This is a genomic window from Pseudomonas sp. NPDC090208, assembly GCF_044746785.1.
In the GTDB taxonomy this organism is placed as follows: domain Bacteria; phylum Pseudomonadota; class Gammaproteobacteria; order Pseudomonadales; family Pseudomonadaceae; genus Aquipseudomonas.
The window spans coordinates 172,304-187,661 of the sequence record NZ_JBIVCU010000003.1 but is presented as its reverse complement, the minus strand read 5'-3'; the positions used below and the strand labels follow the sequence as shown (position 1 = coordinate 187,661).

The 15,358-nt window shown below is 57.7% G+C and carries 16 protein-coding genes and 1 pseudogene; 7 read left to right on the top strand and 10 right to left on the bottom strand.

Features of this window, described 5'->3' with window-relative positions:
• Nucleotides 1–145: 145 nt before the first annotated feature.
• From ACIPL0_RS06630 to ACIPL0_RS06620, 3 genes are all read right to left on the bottom strand, one after another.
• On the bottom strand, nucleotides 146–910 hold the full coding sequence (locus tag ACIPL0_RS06630) for an SDR family NAD(P)-dependent oxidoreductase (protein ID WP_400731373.1): 765 nt from the start codon (nucleotides 908–910) through the stop codon (nucleotides 146–148).
• A 207-nt stretch (nucleotides 911–1,117) separates the two neighbouring features.
• Entirely contained in the window at nucleotides 1,118–1,573 is a 456-nt protein-coding gene (locus tag ACIPL0_RS06625; protein ID WP_400731372.1) for an SRPBCC family protein, read from the bottom strand.
• Nucleotides 1,574–1,659: 86 nt separating this feature from the next.
• Complete coding sequence (locus ACIPL0_RS06620; protein ID WP_400731371.1) at nucleotides 1,660–2,424, bottom strand: SDR family NAD(P)-dependent oxidoreductase; 765 nt, start codon at nucleotides 2,422–2,424, stop codon at nucleotides 1,660–1,662.
• 262 nt (nucleotides 2,425–2,686) lie between these two features.
• Here ACIPL0_RS06620 and ACIPL0_RS06615 point away from each other — a divergent pair, with 262 nt between their 5' ends.
• Nucleotides 2,687–3,625 (top strand): LysR substrate-binding domain-containing protein, encoded by a 939-nt coding sequence (locus tag ACIPL0_RS06615; protein ID WP_400731370.1) that lies wholly within the window; start codon nucleotides 2,687–2,689, stop codon nucleotides 3,623–3,625.
• A 1-nt stretch (nucleotide 3,626) separates the two neighbouring features.
• On the opposite strand, the gene ACIPL0_RS06610 is transcribed toward ACIPL0_RS06615, so the two are convergent.
• Together ACIPL0_RS06610 and ACIPL0_RS06605 are read right to left on the bottom strand one after the other, a co-directional pair.
• A complete protein-coding gene (locus ACIPL0_RS06610) occupies nucleotides 3,627–4,535 on the bottom strand; it encodes a LysR family transcriptional regulator (protein WP_400731369.1) in 909 nt (302 codons plus the stop codon).
• 87 nt (nucleotides 4,536–4,622) lie between these two features.
• The gene (locus tag ACIPL0_RS06605; RefSeq protein WP_400731368.1) at nucleotides 4,623–5,003 is read right to left on the bottom strand and encodes a nuclear transport factor 2 family protein; all 381 of its coding nucleotides are present in this window, start codon (nucleotides 5,001–5,003) and stop codon (nucleotides 4,623–4,625) included.
• A gap of 358 nt (nucleotides 5,004–5,361) precedes the next feature.
• Here ACIPL0_RS06605 and ACIPL0_RS06600 point away from each other — a divergent pair.
• A pseudogene (locus tag ACIPL0_RS06600) lies at nucleotides 5,362–6,118 on the top strand (alkene reductase); the annotation flags it as partial.
• Between the two features lie 393 nt (nucleotides 6,119–6,511).
• Here the strand turns inward: ACIPL0_RS06600 and ACIPL0_RS06595 are convergent.
• The 3 genes from ACIPL0_RS06595 to ACIPL0_RS06585 form a co-directional block, all read right to left on the bottom strand.
• Nucleotides 6,512–6,904, bottom strand: a complete 393-nt coding sequence (locus ACIPL0_RS06595; protein ID WP_038410449.1) for a RidA family protein — start codon at nucleotides 6,902–6,904, stop codon at nucleotides 6,512–6,514.
• Nucleotides 6,905–6,985: 81 nt separating this feature from the next.
• The gene (locus ACIPL0_RS06590) at nucleotides 6,986–7,480 is read right to left on the bottom strand and encodes a nuclear transport factor 2 family protein (RefSeq protein ID WP_400731367.1); all 495 of its coding nucleotides are present in this window, start codon (nucleotides 7,478–7,480) and stop codon (nucleotides 6,986–6,988) included.
• A 199-nt stretch (nucleotides 7,481–7,679) separates the two neighbouring features.
• Nucleotides 7,680–8,438 carry an SDR family oxidoreductase gene (locus ACIPL0_RS06585; protein ID WP_400731366.1) on the bottom strand — a complete coding sequence of 253 codons (759 nt, stop codon included), beginning with the start codon at nucleotides 8,436–8,438 and terminating at the stop codon, nucleotides 7,680–7,682.
• Nucleotides 8,439–8,618: 180 nt separating this feature from the next.
• On the opposite strand from ACIPL0_RS06585, the gene ACIPL0_RS06580 reads away from it, so the two are divergent.
• On the top strand, nucleotides 8,619–10,046 hold the full coding sequence (locus ACIPL0_RS06580) for an MFS transporter (protein ID WP_400731365.1): 1,428 nt from the start codon (nucleotides 8,619–8,621) through the stop codon (nucleotides 10,044–10,046).
• 42 nt (nucleotides 10,047–10,088) lie between these two features.
• On the opposite strand, the gene ACIPL0_RS06575 is transcribed toward ACIPL0_RS06580, so the two are convergent.
• On the bottom strand, nucleotides 10,089–10,940 hold the full coding sequence (locus ACIPL0_RS06575) for a LysR family transcriptional regulator (protein ID WP_400731364.1): 852 nt from the start codon (nucleotides 10,938–10,940) through the stop codon (nucleotides 10,089–10,091).
• Between the two features lie 118 nt (nucleotides 10,941–11,058).
• On the opposite strand from ACIPL0_RS06575, the gene ACIPL0_RS06570 reads away from it, so the two are divergent.
• Nucleotides 11,059–11,937, top strand: coding sequence for an NAD(P)-dependent oxidoreductase (locus tag ACIPL0_RS06570; protein WP_400731363.1), 879 nt, complete (start codon nucleotides 11,059–11,061; stop codon nucleotides 11,935–11,937).
• Between the two features lie 183 nt (nucleotides 11,938–12,120).
• On the opposite strand, the gene ACIPL0_RS06565 is transcribed toward ACIPL0_RS06570, so the two are convergent.
• Nucleotides 12,121–13,056, bottom strand: coding sequence for a LysR family transcriptional regulator (locus ACIPL0_RS06565; protein ID WP_400731362.1), 936 nt, complete (start codon nucleotides 13,054–13,056; stop codon nucleotides 12,121–12,123).
• A gap of 196 nt (nucleotides 13,057–13,252) precedes the next feature.
• Here ACIPL0_RS06565 and ACIPL0_RS06560 point away from each other — a divergent pair, with 196 nt between their 5' ends.
• From ACIPL0_RS06560 to ACIPL0_RS06550, 3 genes are read left to right on the top strand one after another with little or no spacing between them, the layout of a single operon-like run.
• A complete protein-coding gene (locus ACIPL0_RS06560) occupies nucleotides 13,253–13,843 on the top strand; it encodes an NADPH-dependent FMN reductase (RefSeq protein ID WP_400731361.1) in 591 nt (196 codons plus the stop codon).
• Nucleotides 13,844–13,857: 14 nt separating this feature from the next.
• Nucleotides 13,858–14,724, top strand: a complete 867-nt coding sequence (locus ACIPL0_RS06555) for a pirin family protein (protein WP_400731360.1) — start codon at nucleotides 13,858–13,860, stop codon at nucleotides 14,722–14,724.
• A gap of 20 nt (nucleotides 14,725–14,744) precedes the next feature.
• Nucleotides 14,745–15,347 carry a malonic semialdehyde reductase gene (locus ACIPL0_RS06550; RefSeq protein ID WP_400731359.1) on the top strand — a complete coding sequence of 201 codons (603 nt, stop codon included), beginning with the start codon at nucleotides 14,745–14,747 and terminating at the stop codon, nucleotides 15,345–15,347.
• The last annotated feature ends 11 nt before the right edge of the window (nucleotides 15,348–15,358 follow it).

The window sequence follows — 15,358 nt, the reverse complement described above, 5'->3', positions numbered from 1 at the left end:
CTCTTCACCCACTTAGTTATTATAAGTACGTTGGTCATGAAGAATCTTTGTTAAGTACCCGTCCCGTGGGTGCATACACACTAAACAGCCAGTCGTCATTGCCTCCGCACTTCCAGCCTCCGCAGGCCACCCGTGCCGAATCTGACTACCAGGCGGTGGTCCCTCCATCGATCTTGATATCGGTACCGGTAATGAACGAACTTTCATCGCTGGCCAGAAACAGTGCGGCAGCGGCCACTTCTTCCGGTTTGCCGATCCGGCCCAGCATGATCTTGCCCACCATCACCTCGACCCATTCGGGATCTTCCAGCAACGGCAACGTCTGCTTGGTTTCGATCAGGCCGGGTGAAATCGTATTGGCCCGGAGTTGATGAACGCGCCCTTCCATCGCCAGTTGTCGAGTCATTGCCAATACCGCGCCTTTAGCGGCGCTGTGGGCAATGCCCGGCAACATGCGATACGTCGACCACGCCGAGACGGACGCGGTATTGATGATGGAAGCGCCAGGTGACTTGATCAGTTCAGGCCAGGCCGCGCGGACCATGTTGAACACCAGGTTCAGTTCCTGATCGATCGTCCGGTGCCAGTCGTTCTGGGAAATCTCGTCAACCCAACCGAAATAGGCCATGGCCGCATTGTTGAACAGCACGTCGACCCGCCCGTAGGTGGACACTGCCAGTTCCACCAGGCGCTGGCACTGTTCGGTGTCGGTCAGGTCGCATGGGCTTAGCGACACCATGTCGCCGCCCTCGGAAACGACCTGATCGAGCGTGGAATCGGCGGCTTCAGGATTGACGTCGCAGCCGACCACTTTGGCCCCCTGACGCGCGAACATCAGTGCCGCAGCGCGTCCCATCGACCCGCTTGTGCCAGTGATGATGCAAACCTTGTCGCGAAGACGGTCACTCATGACTCACTCCTCGGGGAGCGGTGCCCTCTTGAACCGAACGGGGCTCAAAAAGGGCAATTCTCCAGTATTGAAAAACAATGGATCGCCGCTGGAACAGCCTGCATAGGGCACGAGTTGGGGCGTGCCGGATAACTGTCCAACCAGAAAAGACACTTGATAACGTGTGACTTATCGAAGGCGAGTTTTTATTTATCCAGTTCGATCAGTTCAGGCGGCACTTTTGGCGCGCATACGTCCCAGCGTGGTATTGACCGCCTCGCAATAAGACGTTTCCATTCCCTCGGCAAACGCTTTTTCTTCAGCACTGCCAGGCGCTACGCCTTCAAGGGAAAAGGTGAAAGTGAAGCGCAGGAACAACTTTCCGTTTTCCTCTTCAATAATGTTTTTGATGATGCCGCGCGCATTACCGGAAATACGCACAAACTCGACACGCTCCTGCGGGAACAGCGTGATCAATTCCTGCAATGTTTCACCGTGCAATGACACTTCACGAATGAACGGATTGCGGCCATCGGCCTCCTCGACCACGGTGCACTTTTCGATAGGCTTTACATAACCAATCGGATTACGTGCCTTTTCTTCAAGTCCTTCCCACACCTGAGCACGGCTCAATTGAACTTCACCCGCCGGATTGACTTCCAGGCGCTTGCTGACGTTGATCATAATTCACCCTTGTAGATTGAATAGGCGGCCACTGTGATAAGTGCCGCGTGTTTCACACTTCTTTAAAAGAGGATTTACAGCGTGCTTCAGATTGCCAGGTAGCCACCGTCGACCGACATGGAAGTACCCGTGATAAAACTGGCTGCATCCGAGAGCAGCCATTGCGCGGCCGCAGCCACTTCTTCGGGTTTGCCAAAACGACCGATGGGATGGCGCTCACGCAAGGCTTGAAACTGGTTGGCGAAGTTGGCTTCCTGGCTCAGGCGCAGGATCATCGGCGTTTCGATGATGCCTGGCAGGATGGCATTGACGCGGATGTTGTTGGGGCCGTAATCGACCGCCGCCGCCTTGGTCAGCCCCAACACCCCGTGCTTGGCAGCGATGTAATCGGACGCTGCAGCAATCGCCACCGCACCGAGCGCCGAAGCAGTATTGACGATCGATCCGCCGCCGCTTGCCAGCATGGCGCGAATCTGATGTTTCATGCAGAAGAAAACGCCGGTCAGGTCGACCTTGATAATGCGTTCCCATGCGTCGGCAGAAATTTCATGCAACGGCAGATGGCTCTGCTCGATACCGGCGTTGTTGAAGGCACCGTGCAGCACGCCGAACCGGCCTGTGATCTCGTCGACTGCTGCAGCGACCGCCGCTTCGTCTGTCACGTCGCAAGGGATGGCGTGGATCGCGCCGCCGCTGGCGCTGACCTGCTCGACAACGTCGTTCAGGCCGGCGATGTCGCGGTCAAGCATGATCACTCGAGCGCCTGCATGCGCAAAGGCGACGACAGAAGCCCGACCGATACCACCGGAGGCGCCGGTGACGATGATATTGCGCTGTTTCAAATCACTCATGACATAAACCCATTGGCAACTTTTTTGTTATTCATCTCGTTGCGGATGCCGATAGGCATATGCGCAACCATGACTGCCCTGGTGCCTGCCGCCACTCACGGTGTGAGGAGAAGCAATGACTTCACTGTAGGTATCGTGCCCTCCCCTGACTAGACAAAGAATTTGCCAAAGACTGTTGCATGAATGCACCAATGCCCGGTATTTTGCGCAGCACCGGTCTATGTCCAGCCAAGCGTTGAAGGCCTTGCCAGAGAGGTGAAACATGAATGATCTGAACGATCTGTATTACTTCGTTCTGGTGGTCAAACACGGAGGATTCTCGCCTGCCTCTCGCGCCACAGGCATCGAAAAGACCCTGCTCAGTCGGCATATCGCTCATTTGGAAAAACGCATTGGCGCGCGCCTGTTGCACCGCACCACACGCCAAGTGTCGCTGACCGAGGCCGGCCAGCATTTCTTCACACTTAGCCAAGCTGTGGTCGACGGCGCCCAAACGGCCTACGACAGCGTCGAGCATTTGCGTCGTGAGCCAGTGGGGCTGGTACGCCTGAGCTGTCCGCAAGTGATGGCGCGCACCTACCTCTCCCCGCTGCTGCCGGTGTATATGGCCAAATATCCCAAGGTTCGTCTGGAATTGAGCGCCGTGGACCGCGAAGTGGACGTGTATGACGAGCGCCTGGACATTGCGCTGCGCGCCCGCAGTCAAATTGAGGAAACGGCCGGATTGGTCGCCAAGAGTCTCGGAACGGCCAGACGTATTCTGGTGGCAAGTCCGCAGTTTCTGGACCGCGTCGGCCGTCCGGATTCCATTCAGGAGCTGTCCAATATTCAGACGCTGTGCCTGCCGGCAGATATGCATGACGGCGTGGGTCGATGGCTGCTTCGGGATGGGGAAAACGAGGACATTCTGGTCACTCACCGGCCCTGCCTGATTTCAGACGATCTGAGTATGCAATTGGCTGCGGCCAGCGACGGGCTGGGTGTGGCGATGCTGCCAGAACCTATTGCTCTGGAATCCATTCGCGACAAACGCCTGGAGGTGGTCGGACCGGGCTGGTTCGGCCCCTCCCACCTCATCCACCTGCTGTACCCCAAACCTAAGGGCATGCTGCCTTCGGTGCGCAGTGTGATCGATTTTCTCAGCCTTCATCTGCCCCGCCGCATTCAGCAAGACAGATTAATGGCCGAGCAACTGGCCTGATTCATTGCCACTGCGGTTGCTGACTGCGTAGCACCTCGCCGATCGTCTCTCGCAGCCATTTGTTTTGCGGATCCCTGTGAAAGCGATCATGCCAATACAGATCGATTTCGAACGATGGAATGGGCAGTGGCATGGGTCGAATCTGCAGCGGATAGTACGCTGCGAGCGTCCTGCCCAACGCACAGGGCAGTGTCCAGATCATGTCGGTTTCCAGCAACAAATGCGGCCCGGACAAGTAATGCGGCACTCGCATCCTGATGCAGTCCCGCCCTCCTGCATCGACAAGTGCCCGCTCCAGCGCCTGATGGCCGGTACCTCCGGTTTCGACCAGCAAATGGTCACTGGCCAGAAAAGCTTCGATGGATAGCGGTTTGTTGGCCAATGGGTGGTCCCGCCGCATCGCGCACACGTAGTATTGGGAAAACACCGGCAAACGGTGAATATCGGTCAGCAAGGCGGGCATGTACCCGAAAGCCAGATTGACCCGCCCTGTTGCCAGCCCGTTGAGGGTGTCGGTGATATCGCCTCCGACCGTGTTCAAACGTGCCTGTGGTGCAACTGCCGCAAGTTTTTTCAGGATCGGCGGCAAGCAGACCACTTCGCCCACATCTCGCATGTTGATGGTGAAAGACGTCCGACACAGCGCCGGGTCGAACTCGACGGTCTGGCTTTCGGCCGCACGTATCAACGCCAGGGATTCCAATAGCCGCGGCGCAATCTGAGCGCAGAACGGGGTCGGTTCCATTCGCCGTCCCACCAGCGTGAACAATCGGTCGCCATAGGACTGACGCAGGCGCTTGAGGCTGCTGCTGACAGCCGCTTGGGTCACGCCCAGATTGTGCGCTGCAATGGACGTTGAATGGTCGCGCCAGAGCGCTTCAAAGGTGTAAAGCAGGTTGAGGTCTTTCATCGCCGAGTTCCGTACCCGTGATCGCGGCACCTTGGCAAGCCGACCTGTAGCCAGATCGACCTGCGTATCGGCGCCAGCGGTCTCGCGTCAGGCGGAGGCCCGGATAAGAAAGGTGTCTGGCGCGGTGGCAAACACCGGTGAGAGGTCGATGTTGATGCGGTAATCACTGATCCTGCGCTGAGGATTGAAGCGCAAAACCACAACGCATGGCACGCCCACTACCATCTCGTCGTGCCGTGTGTAATAGCTGTCGAACTCAAGGATGGTGGTGTGTTCGTGCGTCCACACGCCATTGAGCACATGCTCCAGTGAAACGATCTGCGAATTGAAATGGAGGACACCTTCACGCACCGCTTGCTTGCCACGCATCGGCTGAGCGTTGCCGAATCGAAACACCACATCGTCAGCCAGATAGCTCAAAAAGCCTTCAACGTCCTTGCAGTCGACGCAGTCGAACATGTCTTTCATTGGGTATGTCATGGAAGGAGTCCATTTTTTGTTGTTCTTGGCCCGACTCTATTTTCCAGAAGGTGTTCTGACAATACGGCAAAATCACTAAAGCTTGTTGCGCACCTGCACTAATCGCCCCCCGCACCGGGCCTCGTACGTCGTGAGACGGGATGGAGAGGCGATGTGTTTGGCGAGAGCCAGCTATCACCCGACTCCGTTGAAAAAGTCGGAATTTCAGATCGCCTGAACCTAGGCACGACCACCACCGGCGAACCTATTAAGCACTTTGATTGGTTTTTTGGCCCTTCGATGACCTTTGCTGCTCTGTTATTCGGTATCTCATGGGTTTGTGACTCAAGCGACAAACTCTTGGCTTGTGCCAGTCCCCGACGGCAAGACGTTCATCGTCGACGAACATGGCAACGGGATATGGGCACCCGTCCCTCCCCCAAGCGTTCTCCGTTGAAGGCATCCAGTCAATCATTCAGGACTACAGAGCTGCTGCGCGCAATGCCATCCTGGCAGGAATGGACGGCGTTGAGATTCACGCCGGAAACGGCTACCTGTTAGACCAATTCATCGACTCCAACAGCAACCAGCGTAACGACCTGTACGGCGGTACCATCGAGAATCGCGCACGCTTGCTCCTCGAAGTGACGAAGGCTGTTATTGAAGAAGTAGGAGCCGACAGGGTGTCCGTACGGCTCACCCCCATGGGACGGTTTATGGGTATGGGAGACGCGACTCCCGAGGAGACATTTGGCTACATCGCGCAACAGCTCAATACGATGAACCTCGCCTACCTGCATCTAGTTGAACCAGCGATAGTCGGGATCGTGCGTGACGAGAACTATGACCCTCGTTGGGACTCCATCATCAAACACCTGCGCACCCTGTACACAGGCGTCCTCATGCTCGCTGGCGGCTACGATGCAGAAACCGCCGAACAAGCACTGTCCAGCGGACGCGGAGACATCATTGCCTTTGGTCGCACGTTCATCGCCAACCCTGATCTGCCCTCCCGACTCAAATACGGAAAGCCGTTGAACAGCGCCGACGCAACAACATTCTTCGGTGGCAGTGAAGTCGGCTACACCGACTATCCATTTGCTGATCACTTCGAGTCCGTGTAGGTCTGACAGCCAATCTACAGCACGCATGACGTTACAGATTGATGCCAGATTGCGAGCGGTCGAACACGCTCCCTTTTGTACTGGAAATTCATCCGCGTCAGGAGGCTGGTTGACATGAGGGTGTTGGCGATGATGCTGGATTGAACTAGGTGCCGACGCAAGAATGACCCAAATTATGTTGCGTCAAATCCAGCAAAGGCATGCGCAGGTGAGGCGAAGAAACGGGCTTCGCGGTCAATGATGGTTATCGGCCGTGGATTCAGCCGCTCAGACGGAATGCGAAAGACGAACCTCGTTTTCTGCATATAGCTGCCCCAAGTCGAGCACCACCAATCCACAGGCCAGGTCGTCAAGCTTGGCTCTGTCGGGGCAGCTACCACTTCCCAAACGCAGCTATCGCTCTACTGCAATGCACTTGATCTCCACAAGAAGGCCGGGACGAGCCAGTTCAGCGACACCCACGCACGTCCATGCACAAGTGATCCTGGGAAAGACCGCATCTTTCACGCGTCTAAAAATTGGCATGTGATTGTGCATATCTACGTGATATGTCGTCATTTCTACGACATCTTCAAATGTGCAGCCACCGGCATCCAACACGAGCCGGAGGTTGTCCCATACTGCCAAAAACTGCTGCTCAGGATCTTCGATAACGGATAAGTCCGGCGCCCGGCCTACCTGACCTGCGCAGTACAGAGTTTTTCCCACCTTTACAGCCGGTGCATAGCCAGCACGCTCGCTGAGCAATTTCATAGCATCTGGAATAATGATCTTACGGTCAGTCATGGTCGGGGAGCCCTGAATAGACGGATGCGAACGCTAACCCTGCTGCCGGGGCAGCGTCCACTTGGGATCCGCAAGCTGTATTTAACCTGCGGCCACTGCGATCGAGCCCCCCGAGAACACCTCCATTCCCGCAACCGGTCGCCAGTCATGCAAAGGCGTCAGATAGTGCAGTTCGAATCGCCTCGACAAAAACGCCCACACCCCTGCCCGCCGTTCAAACCGGTCGTGATACAGCCCGCTGACTTGCACTGGGCCCTTGTCAATGTCATGGAACAGGCAGTTTGCAGCGACCGTTCCTGTTGCGCCTTCCCCCGCGATCTCTATTAAAGGATTTGCCATCCAGTGGTGCATGTGAGGCATCTGGCGCCAGCTGCTTTCAGCCATGGCAAGGATCCCGTCACGTCCCACGGCACTACCGAACCCCGGAAGATCCAGGCTGGCGTCCAGGTGCCGGATGTCCCGCAAGAGAGCTGCATCGATACGGTCAAACGCGTTCGCGTAAACGCTGATAAGTCGATCTATCGCGGCGCGGCTTTCCAGTGCGTCGAGTCGAGCGCTGAGAGTTTCGATGTTCATAATGATCTCCTGATTAAGCAATGATCGCCCCGGCCGGCCCCCTTCCTCCGCAATGAAATCCATACGAATGGCGCGCGCGGGTGGGTCAACTGTCAGTACGCGAAAAGTTGGAGTTAGTGCCGGCACTGTTACCCGATGAGTAGGCCCCAGTCCAAGCCGAGGGCAGCCTAATGTCGGTTTGCGAATGCCCAACGAAACGTCAGATTTGAGACAAGCCACCATCGACCATCAACTCGACACCGTTCACATACCGCGCATCGTAGGACGCCAGGAACAGGGCGGACGAGGCGATCTCCTCAGGTTGCGCCATGTAGCCCAGTGGCGTGATTTGCTCCACGTGCTTGCGCAGCTCGGCGATGTCGCTTTCGCTCATCCCTAAACCGTTGTCCATCAGCGGGGTACGAGTGAAACCGGGGCTCAGTACGTTCGCCCGAATCCTGCGTCCCCCGAGTTCATTGGCCCACGTGCGTGCGAAGGACCGCACGGCTGCCTTGGAAGCGTTGTAGAGACTCAGCCCTTCCATACCATTGCTGGAGCAGATCGAGGCGGTCAGGACGATCGACGAACCATTCTTCATGAGCGGCAGCAGCGTCTGAACAGTGAAGAAGACACCCTTCACGTTAATGTCGAACATCGTGGAGTAAGCCGCCTCACTGGTCTCGCCCAGTGGATTCTTTTCGCAGATACCCGCGTTGGCAAACACAGCATCTACTTGGTCACCCCGTGCCTCGATCACAGCCTTGAGCTCATCAAGATCAGCCTGGCGGGAAACATCGGAGATCACCGCCACGGCCTTGTCGCCCAACTTGGCAATCGCCGCCTCCAGCGTGGCTGCCGAACGGCCGGTGATGTAAACGCGGTTGGCACCTTCGGCAATAAGCCCCTGCGCAATAGCGAATCCGATGCCGGTGGACGCGCCTGTTACAACGGCAATCTGATGAGTGAATTTACCTGACATGCCTGACTCCTCAGCGTTGGATGAGTGGATCAATTGAAACACCAGTCGGGCCATTGTGAGCGGCATTTGCAGGCGGCGGCACTGCCATAACTGAACGTGGACCGTGCATTTTTGTGAGGCGAAAACGGCTGAGAAAATCGCTAAGTTGGCGCCACTCAGTTTTCTTGAAGAAGCCTTTTCATGTCACAGAACGCAACCCTTTCCCTCGAACCCAAACGCTGGTTCATGTTCGTCATCCTACTGGTCGGCGCGTTCCTGCCGCCTCTGGATTTCTTCATCGTCAACGTTGCCCTGCCCTCCATTCAGAATGATTTGGGAACGGGCTCTTCCGCCGAACAATTGGTGATCTCCTCTTACGCGACGCTGTATGCCGTCACACTGATCACCGGCGGGCGCCTGGGCGATCTGTACGGTCGCGGGCGGATGTTTTTTCTGGGATTGGCCGGGTTCGCGGCAGCATCATTGCTCTGCGGACTCGCCTCCTCGCCATGGATACTGATTATCGGGCGTGCCCTGCAAGGCGTGACCGCGGCCGTGATGGCGCCTCAGGCACTCGCATCGGTGCAGGCCATCTTTCCGGAATCTGAAAAGCCCCTGGCGTTGAGCATCTACGGCGCCGTATTTGGGCTGGCGTCCGTGATCGGTCAGGCGTTGGGCGGCATTCTGATTGCCCTCAACGTCATGGGGACGGGATGGCGAGCGATCTTTCTGGTGAACCTACCGATTGCATTGCTGGTTGTGTTGTTCGGGATTCCCGTGTTCAAGGAAACCCGCGCGGCGCATGCAAGCAAGCTGGACATCTGCGGCACCGCGTTGTCGATCCTGACGCTGGGTGCGTTGATCGTACCCTTGATCGAAGGCCGCGAAGCCGGCTGGCCGCTGTGGGCCTGGCTGTCGCTGGCTGCGGTCCCCGTTCTGGCCTGGCTGTTCTGGCAATACGAAATCCGTTTGCATCGCGCCGGTGGTACCCCCCTGCTCAACCCTGCCGCGTTAAAGGCGCCAGGCCTGGGCCGAGCACTGTTGGTCGCGCTGTGCTTCTATGCGATCGGTGTGTTCTTCCTGTTGTTTTCGATTTATCTGCAGGGCGCTCTGCACGCAACACCGCTCCATGCGGGTCTGATCTTTCTTCCTTTTGGTGCGGGCTTTCTCTTGGGGCCTTTGTCGACCGGCCAGTTCAAACGCCTCTTTGGCGCTTACGTCAATCCTGTGGGCATGGCATTGGAGGTCATCGGATTCCTGGCGCTGGCATGGCTTGTGTCAGCGACGCCCACTGACCTCACTCCGTCTGGTCCGCTGCTGGCCATCATTCTGTTTGTGATCGGATTTGGGCAAGGCCTGGCCCTGCCAACGTTGATGCGAATGGTCACGGGAAGGGTGGCGCCGGACTACTCGGGCATGATCGCGGGGATCACCAGCGCGTCGTTGCAGATCAGTACTTCGCTGAGCGTCGCTGTGATTGGTGGGGTCTTCTATACCCTGCTGGGGACGCACACGGACGCGACGGTGATTACCCACGCTTTCAACATTTCCGTACTCTGCATCGCTGGCTTCCTGGCCTTGGGTGCGGGGCTTAGTTTCAGCCTGTTGCGCCAGCCAGTCGCCCCATGATTCTCCTATACGCTACGCTGATATCGCAGGTTCAGCGCATCGCTAATCAGACCCGAGCATGCTCGATGCCAAGTCAGCGAGCGCGCGCAGTCTGTCCATCTGGCGCATGTCTTGGTGATAGCCCATCCAGATATCTCGACCCGGTGGCGGCTCGTCCGGATCCAGCAGTTGAAGGCCCGGCGTGCGGTCGCCAAGCGGACGCGGCAGGACCGCCACGCCAAGGCCGCTCGCACACACCCGGGCCTGTACTGTGCGGCTGCTGCTGGTGAACACGACGCGGGCCAGCGGATAACGCTGCTGCAACCATTGCACGTCGGGATAGTGGGCTTGGGCGATGTTCATGGTAATTAACCCCAAGCCTTCGCCATCAGGCTTTGGCGCTGTACTTTCAACGCTCGCGTACAGGCCGTAGCGCATGGTCGTCAGCTTGCGATGAACGATGTCGGGCTCAGTGAAGGGCACGATGCGAAAAGCGATATCCGCATCGCGGCGGGACAAATCAAACAGTCGATGCCCAGGAATAACCTCAGGCACGATCAACGGATAACGTCGCGCCAACTCCCTCAGGACCGGTGCCAGAACGTAACCGGCGAACCAGTCTGCGGAGGAGATCCGCAACAGGCCCTCAGGCTGATCGCTGTCACCGGCCAGGCGACGCTCAATCGCCAGCGCGCTGTGCTCCATCTCCTGAGCCAGACCGAGAATCTGTTCACCACTGTCGGTCAGCACCAGCCCCTGAGCAGTGCGCAAAAAAAGGGGTTGGCCACTGCTTTGCTCAAGCACCTGTAAGCGGCGGCCTACCGTCGGATGGCTGACACCCAGCTGCTTCGCCGCCGCGCCTAATGAGCCGCTGCGGGCAATCGCCAGAAAGACCCGCATGTCACTCCAGTCCATGCCTCACCCCGTACAAAAATGAACGACGAGGTTGCAACAATGGCACTCCCGTAGCAATCCCCCAACTCACATACTGGCTCGCAGGCACGTTCACTCAACAGCAAGGCAGGAGTTGGTGATGAAGATTGGTTTTATCGGCACAGGCAGCATGGGAAAAGCCATGATCCCGTTGCTCATCGACGCAGGGCATTGTGTATCGGCCTGGAATCGCAGCGCGGATGCGCTGGCGGATCTGCCAAACGTACACCCGCTGGACTCACCGGCAGGCGCATTCCAGGCAGATGTGGCCATCACCCTGTTGGCGGATGATCAGGCGGTGCGCGAGGTGCTGCTCGCTTCGAACGCTCTGGGCAGCGCCGATAAAGGTTGCGTACACATTGTGATGTCGACGCTATCGCCTGTGCTGATGACGGAGCTTCAATCCGCTCATCACGACAGCGGTGTCGAATTGGTCGCTGCGCCAGTGTTTGGTGTGCCCGCAGTGGCAGCCAGAGGCGAGCTGAATATCCTGGTGGCCGGCTCGCCGTCAGCCATCGCGATTGTCCAGGGAATCTTTGACGTGCTGGGCAAGCACACCTGGCCTCTCGGCGATCAGCCCATTCAGGCGTCCATCGCAAAAATCGCAGGCAACATGATGATCACCCAGGCGATCCAGTCCCTCGGCGAAGCCAGCGCACTCGCCGAATGTTACGGAGTGACGCCCGATGTTTTCATCACCCTCATGACCCAAACCCTCTTCCCCTCCCCCAGCTATCAACGGTATGGGCAGAACATCATCAACGGTACGTTCGAGCCTGGCTTCAAATTGTCGCTGGGTCTGAAGGACATAAACCTGGCCATCAAGGCAGCCCAAAGCGTAAACCTGGAATTGCCTGCAGCCGACGCGGTGCGGGCCAAAATGACAGAGGCAGTGGCCCGTGGGCTGGGACATAAGGACTGGTCGATTTTTGCTACCGGGGCGCTTACCCGCCTGGCCGAACATCCCTATGCTCCCTGAAATGCCCTCCTGTGAAGTAATTAAGCCGAGGCAATTTCTGGACAACCGGGCCGCGCACGAATGGCCCCCTGAACGCTATCCGAATGAGCTTTCGGGATGGTCAGGCACGGGTTCCCATTTCGAGTGAGGCTCTGGATCCTAACGGGTCGAAAGGAGAGTCTCACTCGGTTGGCAGGCGGATCTCTATCTCTTGAGCGATGACTTCTCACTGCGTTTACCGCTGTCCATCAACCCCATTTCCTTGATGGTGTTTGCTGCGAATTCGATGAACGCAGATACCGCACGAGGCAGTTGACGGCGGCTGTGATAGACAAGATGCACGCCTATTGCGCCTGAAGTGTAATCAGGGAGCACTTCCTTCAATCGCCCTGCGTCGATATGGGCAGCGCTGAGTGCTATGGGCAGCAGCGCAATACCCAATCCGGCCAGTGCAGCTTCAAGCTGCGCAGAAGACGTATTGGCTTGAAACGGTCCGTCCACTTCGATGGTCGCCGCTTGATTGTCGACACCGCCTAGTCGCCAGGTGGTGCGAGGACCACCGTGAGACGGTGAGGTGATGCAGTGATGGCCACTTAGATCTCCAGGTTGGGCCGGTACGCCGTGTGCCGCCAAGTAGCCTGGGCTCGCCACCATCGTTTGATAACTCGTGCCCAGTTTGCGTGCGAACAGCGATGGATCGCGATCACCGCCGCGCATGGCGACGTCTATTCCTTCGCCCAGCAGATCGACGCGCGCGTCATTTAGCTCGAACTCAAGACGCACTCGCGGATGCTCGGCGATGAATTGCGCCACAGCCTGTGCCGGAAACCAGTTGAAAAAATCCACAGGAGCCGCCACCCGAACGCGACCGGCAATCTCGGCAGAATCATTTGTCACCTGACCGGCAACCCGCAGCAACGCATCGATCTGATCGGCAGATTCGGCGTAAAAATTGGTCCCTGCATCGGTCAACACTAAACGCCGCGTGGTGCGCTGCATCAGCCGTGTACCTAACGCGGCCTCCAATTGCTGCACACGCCTGCTGGCAGTACTGGGTGGCATGCCGAGACGCCGCCCTGCTTCGGCGAAACTCCCCGCTCGAACGACTTGAACAAAAAGTGCAACATCATTCAGGTCCACGTGATTACCGCCGTTTCTGCATGAGTGAGAGAGATCCGCCCATTCTAGACCGAGCCTGAACCGGCCAATAGTCCTACTAATTGCACTCATTTATGAACGAGTGCATCTCACCCACCCATCTTTCTGAATTATCGATGACTTCCTAAAGTGGGCTCCATGGCGCACAGGCGCCTCACTTTTTCTCAGGAGACTCACCATGACCACCGTTTCCGTCATCGTCGGCAGCACTCGTAACAGCCGCTTCTCCAGCGCCCCAGCCAACTGGATCAAGCACCACATGGAACAACGTGAAGGGCTCAAGGTGCGCTTGCTCGACCTGCGCGATTTTGATCTGCCGTTCTTCGACAGCGCCATGCTTCCCGGCTTTCCTGGCCGTCCGGCGTATGAAAACGAAAATGTTCGTCGCTGGACTGAACAGATTGCGACCACTGATGCGTTCGTGGTGGCCACGGCCGAATACAACTTTGGCCCGCCCGCGGTTCTGAAGAACGCGCTGGACTGGGTCTACCCGGAGTGGAATCGCAAGCCGATTGGTTTCGTGAGCTGGGGCAGCGTTGGCGGCGCCCGCGCCGTACAGCAACTGCGCGAAATCGCGACCGAGCTTCAAATGGCATCGATTCGTACAGCAGTGCATATCCCGGTCGGCGCGATCTATGCCCATTTCCAGGGCAAAACCGATGAAATCGAGGCCGCGTTGCAGGCACAGAACGATCAGGCGGGACGCATGATCGACGACCTGCTCTGGTGGTCGGATGCCCTGAAAACCGCTCGCAACACAACCGCCTGATCGAGGAGATGACCATGTCCCGCGCTGCTGAAAAAACCACTGTGCAACTGCGTCAGATCACTCATCGCACCCATGGGCGACGCAACGGCCCTGCCGTGCGCCTGATGAGCCCATCCGATTTCGGCCAGATCCTCAAACCGTTTGTGTTCCTGGATTTCTTCGACATGCAGGGCCCGCCCTTCGTGGGCGACCTTCATCCACATTCGGGGATTGCCACGTTGTCCTATCTGATCGATGGGCGAATGGACTTGATTGATCCGGATGGCACCACGGTCGTTCTGCCCAGCGGCGGCGTCGAGTGGATGCAGGCAGGTAAAGGCATGTGGCACGGCGGCAGCGTCGGCGATGAGGATCATGGTCGTGTTCGTGGCTTTCAGCTCTGGGTTGCTCTGCCCCCCGAGTCGGAACTCGGGCCAACACACTCTGCCTTTCAGAAGGCTGAAGACATCGTCAGCGCAGGTCCGGCACGTGTTCTGCTGGGCAGCTACGGCAGTGTCAACAGCGCAATCGAAACCCCGTCGCCTATGAATTTCCTGGCCGTGAAACTCAAGGCTGGAGAGCGGTGGACCTATGTCTCGCCTACGGGGCATACGGTGCTCTGGGTATCACCCGTTGAAGGAGGGCTGCTGGCCAACGGTGAAGAGCTTCACCCTGAAGAGTTGGTTGCGTTCGAACGTTCCAGTCAGTCGGTTCACTTCGAGGCCTTGACTGATACCCAGTTCATCCTGGGGTCTGCCATACCTCACAAGCACGATCTCGCCCTGGGCTATTACTCGGTTCACACCTCACCGCAGGCGCTGAAGGTCGGAGAAGCCCACATCCAAACCATCGGCAAACGCCTGGTCGAAGAAGGTCGCCTGGACCGCCGGTACATTCGATAACAGGTTCGGAGGAGAACACCATGTCTATTCGTTCTGCGATGACCAACGATGTGCTGGCTCAACTGTTCACAGATGCCCGGTCTCACCACCACTGGACAGATAGAGCCGTATCGGACGAGTCGCTCAAGGCACTCTACGAACTGGCCAAATGGGGCCCTACCAGCGGGAACCTTCAGCCTGCCCGCATCGTTTTTGTCCGCTCCGAGGAAGGGAAACGCAAGCTTTACCCCGCGCTTGAGGGCATGGGCAGCAACCCCGAGCAAGTGCGGATGGCGCCTGTGACGGCCATCGTGGCTCAGGATACGAGGTTCTTCGACCAGGCACCTCGCCTGTTCCCTCGAATGAATTTCAAGCCGATGTTCGAGGCTGACGCAGCCTTTGCCGAGTCGATTGCCTACCGCAGCAGCTCGCTGACGGGAGCATACCTGATGATCGCAGCGCGCGGCCTGGGGCTGGATGTGTGCCCCATGTCCGGTTTCCACAACGCGATCATCGATGAGGCTTTTTTCAGCGGCACGTCATGGAAAGCAAATTTCATTTTCACCATCGGCTATGGCGATGACGCGCGCCTGTACCCACGTGACCCTCGGCTGTCCTTCGAGGAAGCCTGCCGCTTCGAGTGAAGGATAAACAG